Raw genomic sequence first — 17354 nt, forward strand, 5'->3', positions numbered from 1 at the left:
AAGCGAGGATGTATTCAAAGCGTCTCGAGCAAACGGCTGTCGGCGCGCACGAGGCGTAGATCGCGCTGAAACCGAGTATACCCAACGCGGTCGAAGAACTCCAAAATCTGGATCGCGCGTTTGCGGCCCAGGCCGCTCGCGTCGCGGAACGCAGACGCCCCCAATACACCCTCATGCTCTTGCGCAAGCGACGCCACCAGGCCCGCCAGTTCGCGCACCACGTCAGGGTGATAAAACAGATCCCGCACCACCTGATAGACCTCGCCGCGCCGTGCGAGCTTGCGCAAAAGTTGCCGCACCCGCTCTTCCGGCGCCTGCAGCGCGCTCGCCAGATCGCGCACCCACGGCGGATCGAAACGGCCTTGCGCAAGCAAGGGCAACAGTTGCGCCGCCAACTCCTGTTCGCCCGCATCGAGCGACACCGAATGCTCGGGAAGATGCAGCCACGCGCCGCTGCGCGTCACCGCACCTTCGGCGATCAACGCATCGAGCAGCGCACGCCACAATGTCTCCGTGACGAGCGGCGCTGCGATACGCCGCAAACGCGCGGCATCGGGGCCCTGCTCGTCCGGCATGCGAGCGTGAAACTGCTGCAACGCGCTCACAATCTGCGCGTGCATCTGTTCCCAATGAGCGCGCAGCACGATAAGCGCATCGTCCGCAGCCTTGCCGTGCAATGCGATGGTCAACGCCGTTGCCGGCACACTTGGCAAGGACGCCGGCAGTCCCGTCAGATGCAGCAACGTCGAGCGCAGCATGCCGCGCGGCGCCTGCTCGAGCAGCGGCTCGAGCAGGCGCTCGTCGAGCCAGGCTCGCAGGGCATCGAGCCATGCGCGCCGCTCAGGTGTACGACGCTTGCGCGCCGGTCCAAATGGATCGAGCACGCGGCCACCGCCGACCGTGCGCGTCGCCTGGGCGTTACGCATGATGAAGCGATCGCCCGGCAATGCGCAGACCGGTACGTCGAACACGAGTTGCACGCGGGCCGCTTCACCCGCTGACAGGGTATCGCCTTCCAGCAAGGCCACATGCGCGACCCGATGCAAGGTACCGATATGCACATGCACCGGCGTCCAATGCTGCAGTGTGAGGCCTGCATCGGCCAACAGCGTGAGTTCGACATCGAGCCGCTCCGACGACCCGGCCAGAGCCGCATCGACGATCCAGTCGCCTCGCGCGATCGCATCCTTGTCGATGCCGGCGAGATTGAGTGCACAACGCTGTCCGGCATGTCCCGTCTCAGCCGCGCGATTCTGGGCGTGAATGCTGCGCACGCGCACCGGCGTCGCGGCCGGAGCCAGCATCAGCGTGGCGCCGGTCGTCACGCGCCCGGCGAATACGGTGCCGGTCACGACCGTGCCCTGCCCCGCCAGCGTAAAGACGCGATCGATCGCGAGACGAAACAGCCCGTCATCGCGACGTCCGTGCCATCGCAGTGCGGCTTCGTGCAGATGCGCCTTCAGATGTTCAACGCCCGCATCGCCGGGCTGCGTCGCGTGGGTTTCGAACAGCGGCGCATCGGCAAGTGCGGTTGACGCGAGCCACGCCTGAATCTCTGCGCGCACTTGAGCAAGACGCGCCGCGTCGACGCGATCGGTCTTGGTCAACGCCACGGCACCATGCGTCACGCCAAGCAGTTGCAGGATCGCCAGATGTTCGCGCGTTTGCGTCATCACGCCGTCGTCGGCGGCGATCACCAGCAACGCGAAGTCGATCCCGCAAGCACCCGCGACCATCGTGTGCACCAGCTTCTCGTGACCGGGCACGTCGATCATGCCCAGCACCTCGCCGTTTTCCAGCGGCGTATAGGCATAACCCAGTTCAATCGAAATGCCGCGCGCCTTTTCTTCCTTGAGCCTGTCCGTATCGACACCCGTCAGCGCGCGCACGAGGGTCGTCTTGCCATGATCGATATGGCCGGCGGTGCCGACGATCATGCGCGCACCTCTTCGCACTGCGCGAGGAACGCGGCTTCGTCGACCGCTTCGAGACAGCGCAGATCGAGCCGCAATGCATCGTCGGCGATGCGGCCGATGACCGGGCGCGGCAAGTCGCGCAATGCTTTCTCAAGCTTCATCAAGGCACGGCCGTTCCGCTTGCCCGTTGCATGACGCACGACGAGTCCATAGCTCGGCAGTTGTTCGACGGGTAGCGCGCCGCTGCCGATCTGGCTGAACATCGGTTCGGCGCTCACCGCGAAGTGCTCCCCGAGGGCACGCTGCAAGACCGGTAAAGCACGCTCGGCAAAGACCCGCATTTCCGCGGCTGGGCGGGTCAGCAGACGCAGCGTCGTGAGGCGTTCGCGCAGAAATTCGGGCGCCCGGTAAAGTCGCAGGACCGGTTCGAGCGCGGCGAGAGTGAGCTTGCCGACACGCAGCGCGCGTTTCAGAGGATGCTTCTTGATCTTGCGAATCAACTCAGCGCGCCCGACGATCAGTCCGGCCTGCGGACCGCCCAGCAGCTTGTCGCCGCTAAAGGTCACGAGGTCGGCGCCTGCGGCGACGTTCTCGCGCACGGTCGGCTCGCGCGGCAGGCCCCATTGCGTCAGATCGACCAGCGTGCCGCTGCCCAGGTCCACCACCACCGGCAAGCCGTGCCTTTGTGCGAGGGGCGCCAGTTCATCGAGTTCGACGCTTTTCGTGAAACCGCTGATGACATAGTTGCTGCAATGGACCTTCATCAGCAACGCGGTCCGCGGACCGATGGCTTCCTCATAGTCTTTCAGATGCGTGCGATTGGTGGTACCGACTTCATGTAGCCTTGCGCCTGCCCGGGACATGATGTCAGGAATCCGAAACGCGCCGCCGATCTCGACCAGCTCTCCGCGCGACACGATGACATCCTTCTTCGCGGCCAGCGCCGACAGCGTCAGCAACACGGCCGCAGCGTTGTTATTGACCACGGTGGCCGCCTCCGCGCCGGTCAATTCGCAGATGAGCTCGTCGATCAGATCGTCGCGGTCGCCGCGGCTGCCGGTCGCCAGATCGAACTCGAGATTCATCGGACGCGTCAGAGCTTCGACTACGGCGCTGACGGCTTCGTCCGGCAACAGGGCTCGGCCAAGGTTGGTGTGCAATACGGTGCCGGTGAGATTGAAGACGCTGCGCAGAGGGCTTTGCGCGCGCTGCGCCAGCAGAACGGCGGCTTGCCTGGCGATATGGGCTTCGTCGCAAGCAGTGGCGAACGGCGAGGCTGCGCCGCGCAGTGCGGCGTCTGGCGGCTGAGAAACAGCGGGCGTCTCGAACGGGGTAGAGAGACCGCTTGCGAGACATGTCCCGTCCGGCCCGGTGGTTTGAGCCTCTGCTTTCGCGGCTGTTTGCGTTTGCGTTGTCGCAGCGCCGTGGGAGTCACCCTGCACGATGGTGGTTTGCAGCGTGCACCGCAGCGTGTCGAGGGTGGCGCGCACGGCGGCGAGGACCTGGGTGCGGCCGTATTCGGCCAGCAGCGGCTGCACTGCTGCGGACGACATGACCCGTTCCACGGCTGGCACGCGCGCCAGCAGCGTGTTCAACTGATTCCCCTGTACTTCGCTCACGCCGCGTGTCTCCTGCTTATGCGTCTGATGGTGCTTCGGGCCATAGCAGCGGATTGGGTCCGCTGCGTTGATAGCCTGCTTCGTTCATTAACAGATCGAGTGTGAGGCTCGCGAGGTCATCGGCGAGCGGTTCGAACTCGAAATCCTTCTCCTGATAGCCGATCTTGCGATAGGTATGGCATTCATCGCAGGATTCGGCCTTGAGGGCTTCGCTGCCGCCTTCGATGCCATGATAGGCGATCCCTTTGGTGGAATCGCAATTCGAGCACTTGGTGCGGACCATATGCCATTCATTGGCGCACAGACCGCATTGCAGATAGCGATACCCTTGATACTGGCCGCCGACGCGCACGATGCTGGCAACGGGCAGGCTCCCGCAGACGGGGCAGACGCCGGGCGTGTCGAGATAGGGAATATCGCTCGAATCGAGCCGGCTCGCAAGGTCGGTCCAGACAACCTGGAGGGCCGCCATGATAAACGGCGCGGTGGCGGGGTCGATTTCGTTGTAGCGGTGGGCGAGGATGGCGTCGGCTTGCGCGTCGAGTGTTTGCGGGGTTTGCAGGCGTAGCGAGTCGAGGACTTTACCGAGCGTTGGGGTGACGGCGCCGGCGGCTTCGACTTTGTCCAGCAGACGGTGGAGGATGTCGCGCCAGGTGGGGTCCCGGTTTGGCGAGAGCGCAGGGATCAGGGGCAGCGAGTTTTGTTGGGATTTTTTTATTGCCTCCGGCTGTGGAGGGGGTGCTGTGAAGCTGGTTTGCAAGGTGTGTTGGGCGGTGGCTACTGTTGACATTAGTCTTAGGTAGGCGGCTATTGGGTTGGTGGTGGCCAGGTGTTTTAATCGCGCTGCGCGCGCGGCGAAAACCGTCGCCCGGTCAGGCAGGCGGATGCGAGGGATCACCGAGTGGTCCAGGGATTCTATCTGCGATGCTTCCATGATTTTTTGGGGCATTGATCAGGTTCCTTCTGTTTTTTGCTGCGTATGCTTTGGTACTTGCTGGTGGTTTTTTGGGGTTTTTGCCTGCGGCGCCTTGTATTTGGCTGTGTTCCTACGGTGTTGGCCTTTCCTTGCTTTCTTAGCGGTCTATTAGCTTCGCCCCTGTGCGGGGCGGCACTTACTTTCTTTGCCGCCGCAAAGAAAGTAAGCAAAGAAAGCGGGCTGCCACCGCTAGCCCGTAGTGAGCCATCCCGGTCTGCCAGTGGGAACGGCCCAAGACGAGACCCGCCCTCGCACCACACGCCCTGGTGACAAGGCACTCATCCGTTCCAGCGTCGCGCTTCGCGCCCCGCCGTCAGGCATAACGGATCTTCGGCTTGCTCTCCTGTGTTTTGCATGATTAGGCATCCAAACATTCGTCACACATACTCCAGGCGTTCGCACCCGCATCCCACCGTAAGCGGACCCAATCCGCCGCGCACGCAGTGTGCGGGCGGGAAGAATGAGCCCTGTGTCACGAACGCGGGTGGTGCGAGAGATGATCTTGTCTCGGACCACTCTGCGGTGATACGGGGGGTGGCTCACTACGGGCTGGCGGTTGCAGCCCGCTTTCTTTGCTTACTTTCTTTGCGGCGGCAAAGAAAGTAAGTGCCGCCCCGCACAGGGGCAACACAAATAGACCACTAAGAAAGCAAGGAAAGGCCAACACCATAGAGAAAACAGCCAAAACCAAGGCGCCGCAGGCAAAAAGGGCCGCCAGCAAGGCAAAAAAAACCAACCCTTATTTAACCCCCTCCCGAAACCACTTAGGATGATGCTTCCTGGCCCACCCGAGGGTAACGGTGCCACGCACCATAGCGCCGATGGACCCTTTGATCCAAAGCGCAGCATAAACATGAACCACGATCCCGACAATGAGCACAAACGCGGCAGCAGCATGCACAACCACCGCGAAGCGAATCACAGAAACAGGAAAGTAAACCGAAAAATACCGCCGCCAAATCACAACACCGCTGCAAAGCAACAAAAGCAGGCACAGCACCATGGTAAAAAACAGCAACTTCTGCCCCGCGTTATACCGCCCAATCTCCGGCAACTTCTCCTCGCGATTGGCAAGCACATCGTCAATCTGCCGCAGCCACTGCACATCGTCGCGATCCAGATAGTTGTGATGCCAGAACCGCACCGCCAGAATGAAGAACGACACAAACATCACCACACCCACAAACGGATGCAAAATCCGCGTCCACTGCCCGCCGCCGAACAGCGCCGTCAGCCAGAACATCGACGGATGAAACAGCGCCAGCCCCGACAGCGCCAGCAACACAAACGTAATCGCCATAATCCAGTGATTCGTCCGCTCGTTCGCCGTATAACGCACAATCAGATTCGGATCATTTGACTTCATCGCCCTGCTCCCCTTCATCCCTGATGCGTCGTGCCTCATCCCGCGCCGCCAGCTCATCCTCTTCCGTCACCTCGTTCGGTCCAATCCGCGTGTAATGGAAGAACCCCGACAGCGCCGCCAATGCAATGCCCGCCACCGCCAGCGGTTTCGCAATACCCTTCCACAAGCGCACCATCGGGCTGATGCGCGGATTGTCCGGCAAGCCGTGGTAAAGCGACGGTTGATCCGCGTGGTGCAGCACATACATCACATGTGTACCGCTCACGCCCGGCGGATCGTACAGCCCCGCATGCTCAAAGCCGCGTTCCTTCAGATCCTCGATGCGCTCCGCCGCGTGCTGCTTCATGTCCTCCTTGGTGCCGAACACGATCGCGCCGGTCGGGCACGTCTTCACGCAAGCCGGCTCCTGTCCCACCGCCACGCGGTCGGAACACAGCGTGCACTTGTAGGCCCGGTTGTCCTGCTTCGAAATGCGCGGCACGTTGAACGGACAACCCGTCACGCAGTACCCGCAGCCAATGCAGTTCTCCTCATGGAAATCCACGATGCCGTTCGTGTACTGCACAATCGCGCCCGGCGAAGGACACGCCTTCAGGCAGCCCGGGTCCTCGCAGTGCATGCAGCCGTCCTTGCGGATCAGCCATTCAAGGTTGCCGTTCGGATTCTCGTACTCCGAGAAGCGCATCACGGTCCACGAATGCTCGCTGAGATCCATCGGATTGTCGTACACGCCATGGTTGATCCCCACCACGTCGCGCAGATCGTTCCACTCCATGCACGCCGTCTGGCACGCCTTGCAGCCAATGCATTTGCTGACGTCGATCAGCTTCGCCACCGTGCCGGTCACCGGCTCGCGTACCGCCGGAGGCTGCACGGTGGTGGCCGACATTCGCTTGATATCCAGTGATTGCAGTGCCATCGCGCCTCCCCTAGGCCTTCTCGACTTTCACCAGGAACGACTTGAATTCCGGTGTCTGCGAATTGCCGTCGCCCACCACCGGCGTCAACGTATTGCTCAGGTAACCCGGCTTCGTCTGCCCTTTGAAGCCCCAATGCAGCGGAATGCCGACCGTCTGCACCTTCTTGCCGTCGATCATCAACGGCTTGATGCGCTTGGTCACCACCGCCACCGCGATCAGGTAGCCACGGTTGGACGACACCTTCACGCGCTCGCCCGCCACCACGCCCACCTCCTTCGCAAGGTCTTCGCCAATCTCGACGAACTGCTGCGGCTGAATAATCGAGTTCAGCCGCGCATGCTTGGTCCAGAAGTGGAAGTGCTCGGTCAGACGATACGTGGTCGCGGTATGCGGAAACTCCGGCGCCTTGCCGAAAGCCGCCCGGTCGTCCGGAAACACGCGCGCGGCCGGATTGCTGGTAGCGAGCGCATTGTGCGGATGCAGCGTGTTATAGCCCAACGGATTCTCGAACGGCTCGTAATGCTCGGGGAACGGGCCTTCGTTCATCTCGTCGCGCGCGAAGAAACGCGCGACGCCTTCTGGATTCATGATGAATGGCCCCATGCCGTTTTCCGGCGGTTCATCCACCTTGAAGTCGGGAACGTCCGGCCCGGTCCACGCCGAGCCGTTCCAGCCAATCAGCTTGCGGGTGGGGTCGAACGGCTTGCCGTTCAGGTCGCACGAGGCGCGGTTGTAGAGAATCCGCCGGTTCACCGGCCACGCCCATGCCCAGTTCAGGGTCTGGCCGATGCCGGTCGGGTCGTCGTTGTCGCGCCGTCCCATCTGGTTGCCTTCCTCGGTCCATGCGCCGCAGAAGATCCAGCAACCGCTCGAGGTCGAACCGTCGTCCTTCAGCTGGGCAAAGCCGGCGAGCTGCTGGCCCTTCTTCAGCAGCACCTTCGCGGCGTCATTAGGATCGTTCAGGTCGGTCACGGCCTTGCCGTTGAACTCCATCGCCAGTTCTTCCGGCGTCGGGCTTTCCGGGTCCGCGTACGGCCAGTCCAGCTTGACGATCGGATCGGGGTATTTGCCGCCCTGCTCCTGATACGCCTTGCGCATGCGCAGGAAAATCCCGGACATGATCTCCAGGTCGCTCTTCGCTTCGCCTGGGCCGTCCGCGCCCTTCCAGTGCCACTGCAGCACCCGGCTCGAACTCACCAGCGAGCCGCGTTCCTCCGCGAACAGCGTGGTTGGCAACCGGAACACTTCGGTCTGGATCTTCGCGGCATCGACGTCGTTGTAGTCGCCATGGTTCTTCCAGAACTCGGCGGTTTCGATGGCAAGCGGGTCCATCACCACGAGCCACTTCAGCTTGCCGAGCGCCGAGCTCGTCTTCGCCTTGTTCGGCGAGGACGCGAGCACGTTGAAGCCCTGCGCGATATAGCCGTTCATCTTGCCCTGATCCATCAGCTCAATGGCCTGCAGCAAATCGTAGGGCTTATCGAGCTTGGGCAGATAGTCGTAGCCCCAGTTGTTGTCGGCGGTGGCGGCATCGCCCCACCACGACTTCATGAAGCTCACGAAGAACGCGCCGTAGTTCTTCCAGTAACTGAGCTGGTTGGGCCGCAACTGCTGGGTCGCGCGTTTCTTGATGTATGCGCCGTAGTCCTGCTCGTCCTCCATCGGCAAGGTCATGTAGCCCGGCAGCAGGTTCGACATCAGCCCGAGATCCGTCAGCCCTTGGATGTTCGAGTGACCGCGCAGCGCATTCATGCCGCCGCCGGCGATGCCGATATTGCCAAGCAGTAGCTGTACCATCGCGCCGGTGCGGATCATCTGCGCGCCGACCGAGTGATGCGTCCAGCCGAGCGCGTACAGGATCGTCCCGGCGCGGCCGGGCACCGCGGTCGTGGCCAGCATTTCGCAGACCTTGAGGAATTTGTCCTTCGGCGTGCCGCAGGTCTTCTCGACCATCTCGGGCGTATAGCGCGAGTAGTGCTGTTTCAGCAGGTTGTAGACGCAGCGCGGATCCTGCAGCGTCATGTCGACCTTCACGAAGCCGTCGTCGCCGCGCTCGTAATCCCACGACGCCTTGTCCGGATACGCGTGCTTCTCCGCGTCGTAGCCCGAATAGATGCCGTCGTCGAACGCGAAATCCTCGCGCACGATGAACGCGAAGTCCGTGTAGTTCTTCACATACTCGTGCTGGATCTTGTCATTCGTCAGCAGATAGTGGATCACCCCGCCGAGGAACACGATGTCCGTACCGGTGCGAATCGGCGCGTAGAAGTCGGCCACGGACGCGGTGCGCGTAAAGCGCGGATCGACCACGATCAGGCGCGCCTTGCGATGCGCCTTCGCTTCGGCCACCCATTTGAAGCCGCATGGGTGGGCCTCGGCGGCATTGCCGCCCATCACCAGGATCACGTCCGCGTTCTTGATGTCGACCCAATGGTTCGTCATCGCTCCACGGCCAAACGTCGGGGCAAGACCTGCCACCGTCGGACCGTGTCAGACACGCGCCTGGTTGTCGAACGCAAGCATCCCCATGCTGCGCACTGTCTTGTGCGTCAGATACCCCACCTCGTTGCTACCCGCCGATGCAGCGAGCATACCGGTGGTCAGCCAGCGGTTGACCTTCTTGCCGTCCGCGGTGGTTTCGACGAAGTTGGCGTCGCGGTCGGCCTTCATCAGTTTCGCGATGCGGTCGAGCGCGTCATCCCACGAAATGCGCTGCCACTGCTCGGCACCGGCGGCGCGATACTCGGGATACTTCAGGCGGCTCGGGCTGTGAATGAAGTCGATCAGGCTGGCGCCCTTCGGGCACAGCGTGCCGCGATTGACCGGGTGGTCGGGATCGCCTTCAATATGGATGATGCTGGCGGTGGCGTTCTTCGCGCCGTCACCCAGGCCGTACATGAGGATCCCGCAGCCCACCGAGCAATACGGGCAGGTGTTGCGGGTTTCAGTGGTGCGCGCCAGCTTGTACTGTCGGACCTCGGCGAGCGCGTTGTCCGGCGAGAAGCCCAGCAGGGCCAAGCTCGATCCGGCTAGCGTAGACGCCGTCACCTTCAGGAACTGACGCCGGGACATTTGCAGCATGGTCGCCCTCGGCATGGATGTTGTGGGGGTACTTAAAAGTATAAGACGTTTCCTTAATAGTTTCGTTGCGCCAGCATCGAGTCTGTACAGGACATACCCTGACTCGGAAACGTCCTTGTTATAGTGACAGGCATGGTGCTTGCGGCAGCTTGCCCACCCGTGCCGCAACGGCATAGAGGCGCAGAGGCCGGCGCCGCGATCCCGCACAGAGATCTCATGGAAATCGACACGCTATCCGCCGACAATCTGCAACGCGCCGCCCGCCACCAGGCCTCGTGGGCGATGGGCGCTTTCACGAAATTCGCGGAAGACCGCTGCGCGGCCATGGCTGCAAGCATCGCGTTTTACGCGGCGTTTTCGCTTGCGCCCACGCTCGTCATGGTGATCGCCGTGGCTGGCTGGTTCTTCGGCGCCCAGGCGGTACGCGGAGAGTTGTTCGCCCATATCCACGGGCTGCTTGGCGACGAAGCCGCGGCCGGTGTGCAGACCATCGTGCTGAACGCCCGACATGCGGGCAGTGCCGGCGGCATCGCGGCAATTATTTCGTTCGCCTTACTGGCGATCGGCGCGTCGGCCACTTTCTCGTCGCTCAATTCCGCGCTCAATATCGTCTGGCCGCTCACGGGCCCACGCTCCTCGAGCGTGATCGCTCTGGTACGGGTGCGGCTGATTTCGTTTGGACTCGTGCTCGGCGTGGCGTTCCTGCTGATCGTGTCGCTGGTGCTCGATACGGCCATCACCTTCGTCGGCAAGTGGCTGTGGGGCAACTCGCCCTATGTCGTGATCGGCAATCTGCTGCAGTTGCTGGTCGCCCTGCTGGTGCTGGCGTTCGCCTTCGCTGCGCTGCTGAAGTTCCTGCCCGATGCCGTGGTCCGCTGGCGCGACGCCTTCGTGGGCGGCGTGGTCGCGGCCGTGCTGTTTTCCGCCGGCAAGAAACTCTTCGCCCTCTATCTGGCCCATGCGGGCATGGCCAATTCGTTCGGCGCGGCCGGTTCACTGGCCGTGCTGCTGATGTGGCTGTACTTCTCGGCAGCGGTGCTGCTGCTCGGTGCGGAGTTCTCCGCGGCTCGCGGACGCCTGCACGATCCGCGCGGCGCATGGGGGCAACTCGAGGAAGCGCCGCCGGGCAGCCGCGCGAAGATGGCCTCGGTGTTCGCCGCTTCAACGATGCCGGCGCGCGCGCCGGGCAGCGCTGCGCCCGGCACGAAGCTCGCCGCGGCCATGGCGGTCGCGAGTCCGGCAAGCGGTACGGGAAGCGCGACGGACACGCTCGCTGACCAGCCCGCGTCGGCGACCGCTGGTGCGGCCGCGCCGTCTTCAGGCGCACGCACGGCGGCCAGCATCGGTCGCAAAGTGATTCGCGCGGAAGACCACGCCACGCGCGCCGCCGCCTCCACGCTGCTGGAGGCCGGCCGCAAGGCTGCGGCCGCCGACCGCTACGTCAAGCGTCATCCTTGGGGATCGATGTTGCTGGCCGCCGGCGCGGCCCTGCTGGTCACGGCCGTGGCGGGCCGCCGCCGCGGCGACGGCGCAGCCGCCCCGGAAAGCGCCGATGACATCCGTTGATGCCATTTTCGCGTCGCATACCAGGGAGAACACCCACACTCGGGGGCAACTGTCCAGCACGCATATCAACATGATGGCGATGTAACGGGTAATTAGGCACGCACTACGACGCCATCGCCATAGACAACAAAATTACATAACGCCTTCAAAAGTGTGTCCAAATGACGAATGCCCACACTTCCACTATCAACGAAACAACAATAATGCGATTTTCGGCATTCAATGTTGCCACATCAGCAATAATGCCAGGTACGCTTGATAAATAAGCGTTTTCGGCCAGTGTCACGTTTACGAGACACTCATTTTTTTTCAGTATTACCCTTCAGACACCCTGCGCTATTCTCCTTTCCGCAACAACGAAACCAATCATCGCGTGGAGAAATGGATGAAAAAATTCGCACTGTCTAGCCTCTCGCTGGCACTGCTGGGTGCAGCAGGTGCAGCTCATGCTCAAAGCAGCGTTACTCTGTACGGCGTGCTCGATGACTCGATCCAGTACGTGCACAACGTGACCACGAAAGCGGATCCGCTGACCAACAACAACCTGTTCGGCCTCGCTGCCGGTAACCTGCAGGGCAACCGTTGGGGCTTGAAGGGCACGGAAGATCTGGGCGGTGGCCTGAAGGCTGTCTTCCAGTTGGAAAACGGCTTTAATCCGAACAACGGCGCGCTGGGTCAAGGCGGCAAGATGTTCGGTCGTCAGGCATTCGTTGGCCTGCAAAGCGACCAGTTCGGTACGGTTACCCTCGGCCGCCAGTATGACCCGGTCGTCGACCTGGTCCAGGCAGTCACGGCTGACAACTACTGGGGCTCCACATTCACGACGCCGGGCGACGTTGACAACAACGACAACAGCTCGCGTACGAACAACGCAATCAAGTACACGTCGCAAACGTACGCTGGCTTCCAGTTCGAAGCCCTGTATGCATTCGGCGGCGTAGCAGGTTCGACGGGTTCGGGCCAAACCTGGTCGGGCGCGGCAACGTACTCGAACGGTCCGATCAGCGTCGCAGCCGGCTACATCCGTATGGACAACGCCAGCACGGCAGCTGGCCGCGGTGCCACGGCAACCACGAGCGCAGGCTGGGCGAGCGGTGCGACCTCGGACGCGACGTTTGACGGTGCAATCAACACGCAATTCGCTTCCGCGAAGTCGATCGGTATCGCTTCGATCGGCGCGCAGTACGTAGTTGGCCCGATCACGGCCGGCCTGCGTTACAGCAACGCACAGTACAAGCCGGACGCATTCTCGACGTTCACTTCGACCGAGCGTTACAACGTCGGCGCTGGCTTCGTGAACTACCAACTGACGCCGGCAGCATTGCTGGGTCTGGGCTACACGTTCACGCACGGTTCCGGCTACGGCCCGTCGGCAACGTATAACCAGGTCTCGCTGGGTGGCGACTACAACCTGTCGAAGCGCACGGACATCTACCTGGTCGGCGCGTATCAAAAGGCGTCGGGCACGGACGTGACCGCATCGGTGGCCGACTACGGCAACACGTCGAACTCGACGGCGCAGGAAATCGTCAGCCTCGGTATCCGTCACAAGTTCTAATCGACTTGACGGACAGCTAAAGCAGGACGCTGTTCGAAAGCCAGCCACAGGCGATAAGCCGGTGGCTGGCTTTTTTTATGGCTGAAGGGAATTGCGCTGCTACGGGAGGCGCAACCAGGCGCCTCCCGTAGCGCGCCAGGCGGTCCAGGTCTAGCGCTGTGCCTTGTTCTTCTCGGCCTGCGCCAGGGTCTGAGCCGGCTTGGCGGCCGCCGCTTCATCGCTCGCCACCGGCGCACGGTGCAGCACCAGCGCCCGCTCAAGGCGCTGCATCGGCACATTCGCCGATTCCTGCCAGTCGGGATCGGGAATCTCCGAGAACACCTGACGCAGGCGTTCGCCCCACGTCCGATGGATCATTTCGAAGTACGCATTGTCGTGATCGACCGAGACGAAACGCGTCACCCGCAACGCGTCCTTTTCGTAGACCAGCAGATCGAGCGGCAGGCCCACCGACAGATTCGAGCGCAGCGTCGAGTCCATCGAGATCAGCGCGCACTTGGCGGCTTCGTCGAGCGGCGTGGTGGGGGTTAGCACGCGGTCGATGATCGGCTTGCCGTACTTCGACTCGCCGATCTGGAAATACGGGTTCACCGCCGACGATTCGATGAAATTGCCCGCCGCGTAAATCATGAACAGATGCGGCCGGCCGCCGTTCGGCTTGGCGGGCGCGGCGATCTGCCCACCCAGGATGAAGCTGCAGTTGAAGTCGACGCCGAACTCCTGCAGCGCCTGAGCTTCCCGGTGATGCACGTCGCGCACCGCCTGCCCCACCACGCGCGCCGCGTCCGCCATGGTGGGTGCGCTCCACAGGGTGGGCCGCTCGGGATCGGTCGGTTCGCTCAGTTCCTGCAGCACGGCCTGGGTCAGCGACAGATTGCCGGCGCCAAGCAGCACCAGCACGCGCTCGCCCGGCAATTCGAACACCGTCATCTTGCGCGCCGTGCTGATGTGATCGACGCCGGCATTGGTGCGGGTATCGGACAGGAACACCAGCCCGTCGTCCACGCACATCGCCACACAGTAAGTCATAAAAGTTATCCAGAAGACCCGCAAACGCCGCTATTGTAATGCCGCCGCGCCACGTCTTTCGTACGATGCCTCTTATTGCGGCGCCTGCGCGCTCACCGTGACCGAGACGTTCAGCTTCTCTTCCAGACCGCCGATGCGCCGGCCGCGCACAGGCGCCGCGGCTTCGTAGTCGCGCGCCGCCGCGAGCCGGCAGTAGATTTCGCTGGCAAAGGCCGCGCGCGTGACGTCGACGGAAATCCAGCCCTGCCCGTCGAGCCAGACGTCGACCCACGCGTGGCTCGCACCGTTCGGCGCGTCGCCCGGCGCGAGATAGCCGCTCACGTAGCGCGCCGGAATGCCCCGTAGGCGGCAGCACGCCAGCATCAGGTGCGCATGGTCCTGGCACACGCCCTTGCCGAGCGCGAGCGCCTCAGACGCCGTGCTGGTCGCTTCCGTGACGCCTGGCTGGTAGGTCACGCGCTGCACGATCGCCTCGGACAGTTTGATCAGTCCTTGAGGCGAGCCGAGCGACGCCACCGCTTGCGCCAGTTCACGCACCGCGCCATCCGCCTCGGTGAGACGCGTGGCACAGGTATAGTGTTCGAGCGGAATGGGGCCCACTGCGTCGCGCAGAAGCCCGTCGGCGAGCGGAATCGTATCGATCTCCCCCGACACATGCAGACGGATCTCGCTATGCGGCTTGTTCAGCACCAGCGTATGCAGCACATTGCCGTAGGCGTCGAAGGTGGCGTCGAGCTTGCCGGGCGCGTCGATGGTCCAGCGTCGCACCACCTGGGAGGCGCCGCTCGACGGCGTAAGACGCAACTGCTGGATCGAATAGTGAACCGTCGTTTCGTAGCGATAGGCGGTGTCGTGGCGGATCGTCAGGTACATAAAGAAAACTCCGTCAGGCCACTGGCAGCATCAGATAGGTCCGCGCCACCAGATTGCCGAGTTCGAACACCCGGGCAAGGAACTGGGTCAGATAGGCATGCAGGCCCGCTTCGAAGATCTGCCGGATGTCGGAGTACACCAGCTCGGCGCGCAGCTTGCCGGCGAATCGCTCGCACTGGTTGGACCCCGAGGTGCGCAGCATCGCCAGATTGACGCACACGCCCTCCAGCGAGGCCAGCAGCGAGCGCGGCATCTGCTGGTTCAGGATCATCAGTTCAACCACCCGGGCCGGCGTCACGACGTCGCGATACACCTTGCGGTAGATCTCCAGCGCCGACACCGAACTGAGAATCGACGTCCAGTAGTAAAAGTCTTCGAGCTGGCGGGCTGCGTCGCGCGAGTTCGGTTCGACGTCGGCGAAGCGCACGTCGAGAATCCGCGCGGTGTTGTCCGCGCGCTCCAGGTACGTGCCGAGCTGCGTGAAGAAGAACGCGTCGTCCTGCAGCGCGGTGCCGATCGTCACGCCGCGCGAAAGATGCGAGCGGAACTTGACCCACTCGAACAGCTCATCCGGGTTCGCGGTGAGCTGACCGGCCGCCGTGCGTTCGTTGAACTCGAGCCAGGTGTCGTTGATGGTCTCCCACCATTCGGTCGTCAACGTGCCGCGCACGGCACGGGCGTTTTCACGCGCGGCCTGCAGGCAGGAGTGAATGCTCGACGGATTGGTCGAGTCCGCCACCATGAAATCGAGTACGTGTTCGCGCGTCGGTTCGTCGTAGCGTTGCGCAAAGGCGGCTTCGAGTTCGGAGATCCGCAGCACCGAACGCTGCGCGCGGGCCTCCTGCTCCGGCGTCTGCGGCAACAGCAGCGCCTTCAGGTTGATATCGAGCATGCGCGCGGTGTTCTCGGCGCGCTCCATGTAACGGGCCATCCAGAAGAGGTGGTCGGCAGTGCGGCTTAGCATGACGGCTTTCCATGTTTGTGATGAACGCGATGGCGGTACAACCCGCAACCCCCTCAGTCGACCATCCAGGTGTCTTTGGTGCCGCCTCCCTGCGATGAATTGACCACCAGCGACCCTTCCTGCAACGCGACACGGGTCAATCCGCCTGCGCACATCGTCACGGTCTTGCCGGACAGCACGAACGGGCGCAGATCGATATGGCGCGGCGCGATGCCGGCCTCGACAAAGGTTGGACACGCCGACAACGCAAGCGTGGGCTGCGCGATATAGCCCGCCGGCCGCGCGATCAAACGCTCGCGGAACGCTTCGATTTCGGCGCTGGTCGACGCCGGCCCAACCAGCATCCCATAGCCGCCGGCGCCGTGCACTTCCTTGACCACCAGTTCGGACAGATGCGCGAGCGTGTAGGCGAGATCGTCCGGCTTGCGGCACTGAAACGTCGGCACGTTGTTGAGGATCGGCTTCTCGCCGAGGTAAAACTCGATCATCTCCGGCACATACGGATAGATCGATTTGTCGTCGGCAATGCCGGTGCCCATCGCATTGGCGAGCGCCACTCGCCCTGCCCGATACGCGGTCAGCAGGCCCGGTACGCCGAGCGCCGAATCGGTGCGGAACGCGAGTGGATCGAGAAAGTCGTCGTCCACCCGGCGATAGATCACATCGACGCGCTTGGGCCCCTGGGTCGTACGCATGAAGACGTAGTTGTCGTCGACGAACAGATCCTTGCCTTCCACCAGTTCAACGCCCATCTGCTGGGCAAGGAAGGTGTGCTCGAAATACGCCGAGTTGTACATGCCCGGCGTGAGCACCACCACCACCGGATCGTCGACGCCCTCAGGCGCAACCGAGCGCAAGGTATCGAGCAGCAGGTCGGGGTAATGCGCCACCGGCGCAATCCGGTTCTGCACGAACAGCTCGGGAAACAAGCGCATCATCATCTTGCGGTTCTCGAGCATGTAAGACACGCCGGAGGGCACCCGCAGGTTATCTTCGAGCACGTAGAACGCGCCGTCTTCGCCGGCTCGCACCACGTCGACGCCCGCAATATGCGCATACACGCCGAGCGGCACGTTGACGCCCTGCATCTCGGGACGGTACTGCGCATTGGTATAGACCTGCTCGGCCGGAACGATGCCGGCGCGCACGATGTTGCGGTCGTGATAGACGTCGTGGATAAACAGATTGAGCGCCTGGACGCGCTGCCGCAGCCCGGCTTCGAGGGTCTGCCATTCGCTGCGTGGGATGATGCGCGGGATCAGATCGAAGGGGATGAGCCGTTCCGTGCCGGACAGATCGCCGTTGACCGCGAAGGTAATCCCCACCCGGCGAAACAGCAGATCCGCCTCCGCGCGCTTGCGCGCGATTGCCTCGTTACCCTGCTTTGCCAGCCAGCGTTCGAAGCGTGCGTAATGAGGCCGCACGACTTCGTCATGATGACGCATCTCGTCATAGCATCGCATGTCACGCCCCGCTCTTTGTGTCG

At 62.8% G+C, this 17354-nt stretch carries 12 protein-coding genes; 2 read left to right on the forward strand and 10 right to left on the reverse strand.

Annotated elements, in window-relative coordinates:
* Window positions 1-14: 14 nt before the first annotated feature.
* The 6 genes from selB to fdnG all read right to left on the reverse strand — a co-directional run bounded on the left by selB (window position 15) and on the right by fdnG (window position 9878).
* Window positions 15-1937, reverse strand: coding sequence for a selenocysteine-specific translation elongation factor (gene selB, locus BUS12_RS13470; protein WP_074296146.1), 1923 nt, complete (start codon window positions 1935-1937; stop codon window positions 15-17).
* A complete protein-coding gene (gene selA / locus BUS12_RS13475; protein WP_083640376.1) occupies window positions 1934-3535 on the reverse strand; it encodes an L-seryl-tRNA(Sec) selenium transferase in 1602 nt (533 codons plus the stop codon). The genes selB and selA overlap by 4 nt, the downstream gene beginning before the upstream one ends.
* Before the next feature lie 16 nt (window positions 3536-3551).
* Complete coding sequence (gene fdhE, locus BUS12_RS13485) at window positions 3552-4484, reverse strand: formate dehydrogenase accessory protein FdhE (protein WP_074296147.1); 933 nt, start codon at window positions 4482-4484, stop codon at window positions 3552-3554.
* Between the two features lie 766 nt (window positions 4485-5250).
* The gene (locus tag BUS12_RS13495) at window positions 5251-5877 is read right to left on the reverse strand and encodes a formate dehydrogenase subunit gamma (RefSeq protein WP_074296149.1); all 627 of its coding nucleotides are present in this window, start codon (window positions 5875-5877) and stop codon (window positions 5251-5253) included.
* Window positions 5864-6796, reverse strand: a complete 933-nt coding sequence (fdxH, locus tag BUS12_RS13500; RefSeq protein ID WP_074296150.1) for a formate dehydrogenase subunit beta — start codon at window positions 6794-6796, stop codon at window positions 5864-5866. The genes BUS12_RS13495 and fdxH overlap by 14 nt, the downstream gene beginning before the upstream one ends.
* Before the next feature lie 10 nt (window positions 6797-6806).
* Window positions 6807-9878 (reverse strand): formate dehydrogenase-N subunit alpha, encoded by a 3072-nt coding sequence (gene fdnG, locus BUS12_RS13505; protein ID WP_083640472.1) that lies wholly within the window; start codon window positions 9876-9878, stop codon window positions 6807-6809.
* A 216-nt stretch (window positions 9879-10094) separates the two neighbouring features.
* On the opposite strand from fdnG, the gene BUS12_RS13510 reads away from it, so the two are divergent.
* Entirely contained in the window at window positions 10095-11444 is a 1350-nt protein-coding gene (locus BUS12_RS13510; RefSeq protein WP_074296151.1) for a YihY/virulence factor BrkB family protein, read from the forward strand.
* A gap of 385 nt (window positions 11445-11829) precedes the next feature.
* Window positions 11830-13002 (forward strand): porin, encoded by a 1173-nt coding sequence (locus BUS12_RS13515; RefSeq protein WP_074296152.1) that lies wholly within the window; start codon window positions 11830-11832, stop codon window positions 13000-13002.
* Window positions 13003-13152: 150 nt separating this feature from the next.
* Here BUS12_RS13515 and BUS12_RS13520 read toward each other — a convergent pair whose 3' ends face one another.
* The 4 genes from BUS12_RS13520 to BUS12_RS13535 all read right to left on the reverse strand — a co-directional run bounded on the left by BUS12_RS13520 (window position 13153) and on the right by BUS12_RS13535 (window position 17331).
* Window positions 13153-14031: a proteasome-type protease gene (locus tag BUS12_RS13520; protein WP_074296153.1), complete on the reverse strand. Its 879-nt coding sequence runs from the start codon at window positions 14029-14031 to the stop codon at window positions 13153-13155.
* Window positions 14032-14103: 72 nt separating this feature from the next.
* Window positions 14104-14904 (reverse strand): transglutaminase family protein, encoded by an 801-nt coding sequence (locus BUS12_RS13525; RefSeq protein ID WP_074296154.1) that lies wholly within the window; start codon window positions 14902-14904, stop codon window positions 14104-14106.
* A 13-nt stretch (window positions 14905-14917) separates the two neighbouring features.
* Window positions 14918-15868 carry an alpha-E domain-containing protein gene (locus BUS12_RS13530; protein ID WP_074296155.1) on the reverse strand — a complete coding sequence of 317 codons (951 nt, stop codon included), beginning with the start codon at window positions 15866-15868 and terminating at the stop codon, window positions 14918-14920.
* A 53-nt stretch (window positions 15869-15921) separates the two neighbouring features.
* Window positions 15922-17331 (reverse strand): circularly permuted type 2 ATP-grasp protein, encoded by a 1410-nt coding sequence (locus tag BUS12_RS13535; RefSeq protein WP_074297478.1) that lies wholly within the window; start codon window positions 17329-17331, stop codon window positions 15922-15924.
* Between the last annotated feature and the right edge of the window lie 23 nt (window positions 17332-17354).

Origin of the sequence: Paraburkholderia phenazinium, from assembly GCF_900142845.1 — a bacterium.
Taxonomy (GTDB): Bacteria; Pseudomonadota; Gammaproteobacteria; order Burkholderiales; family Burkholderiaceae; genus Paraburkholderia; species Paraburkholderia phenazinium_A.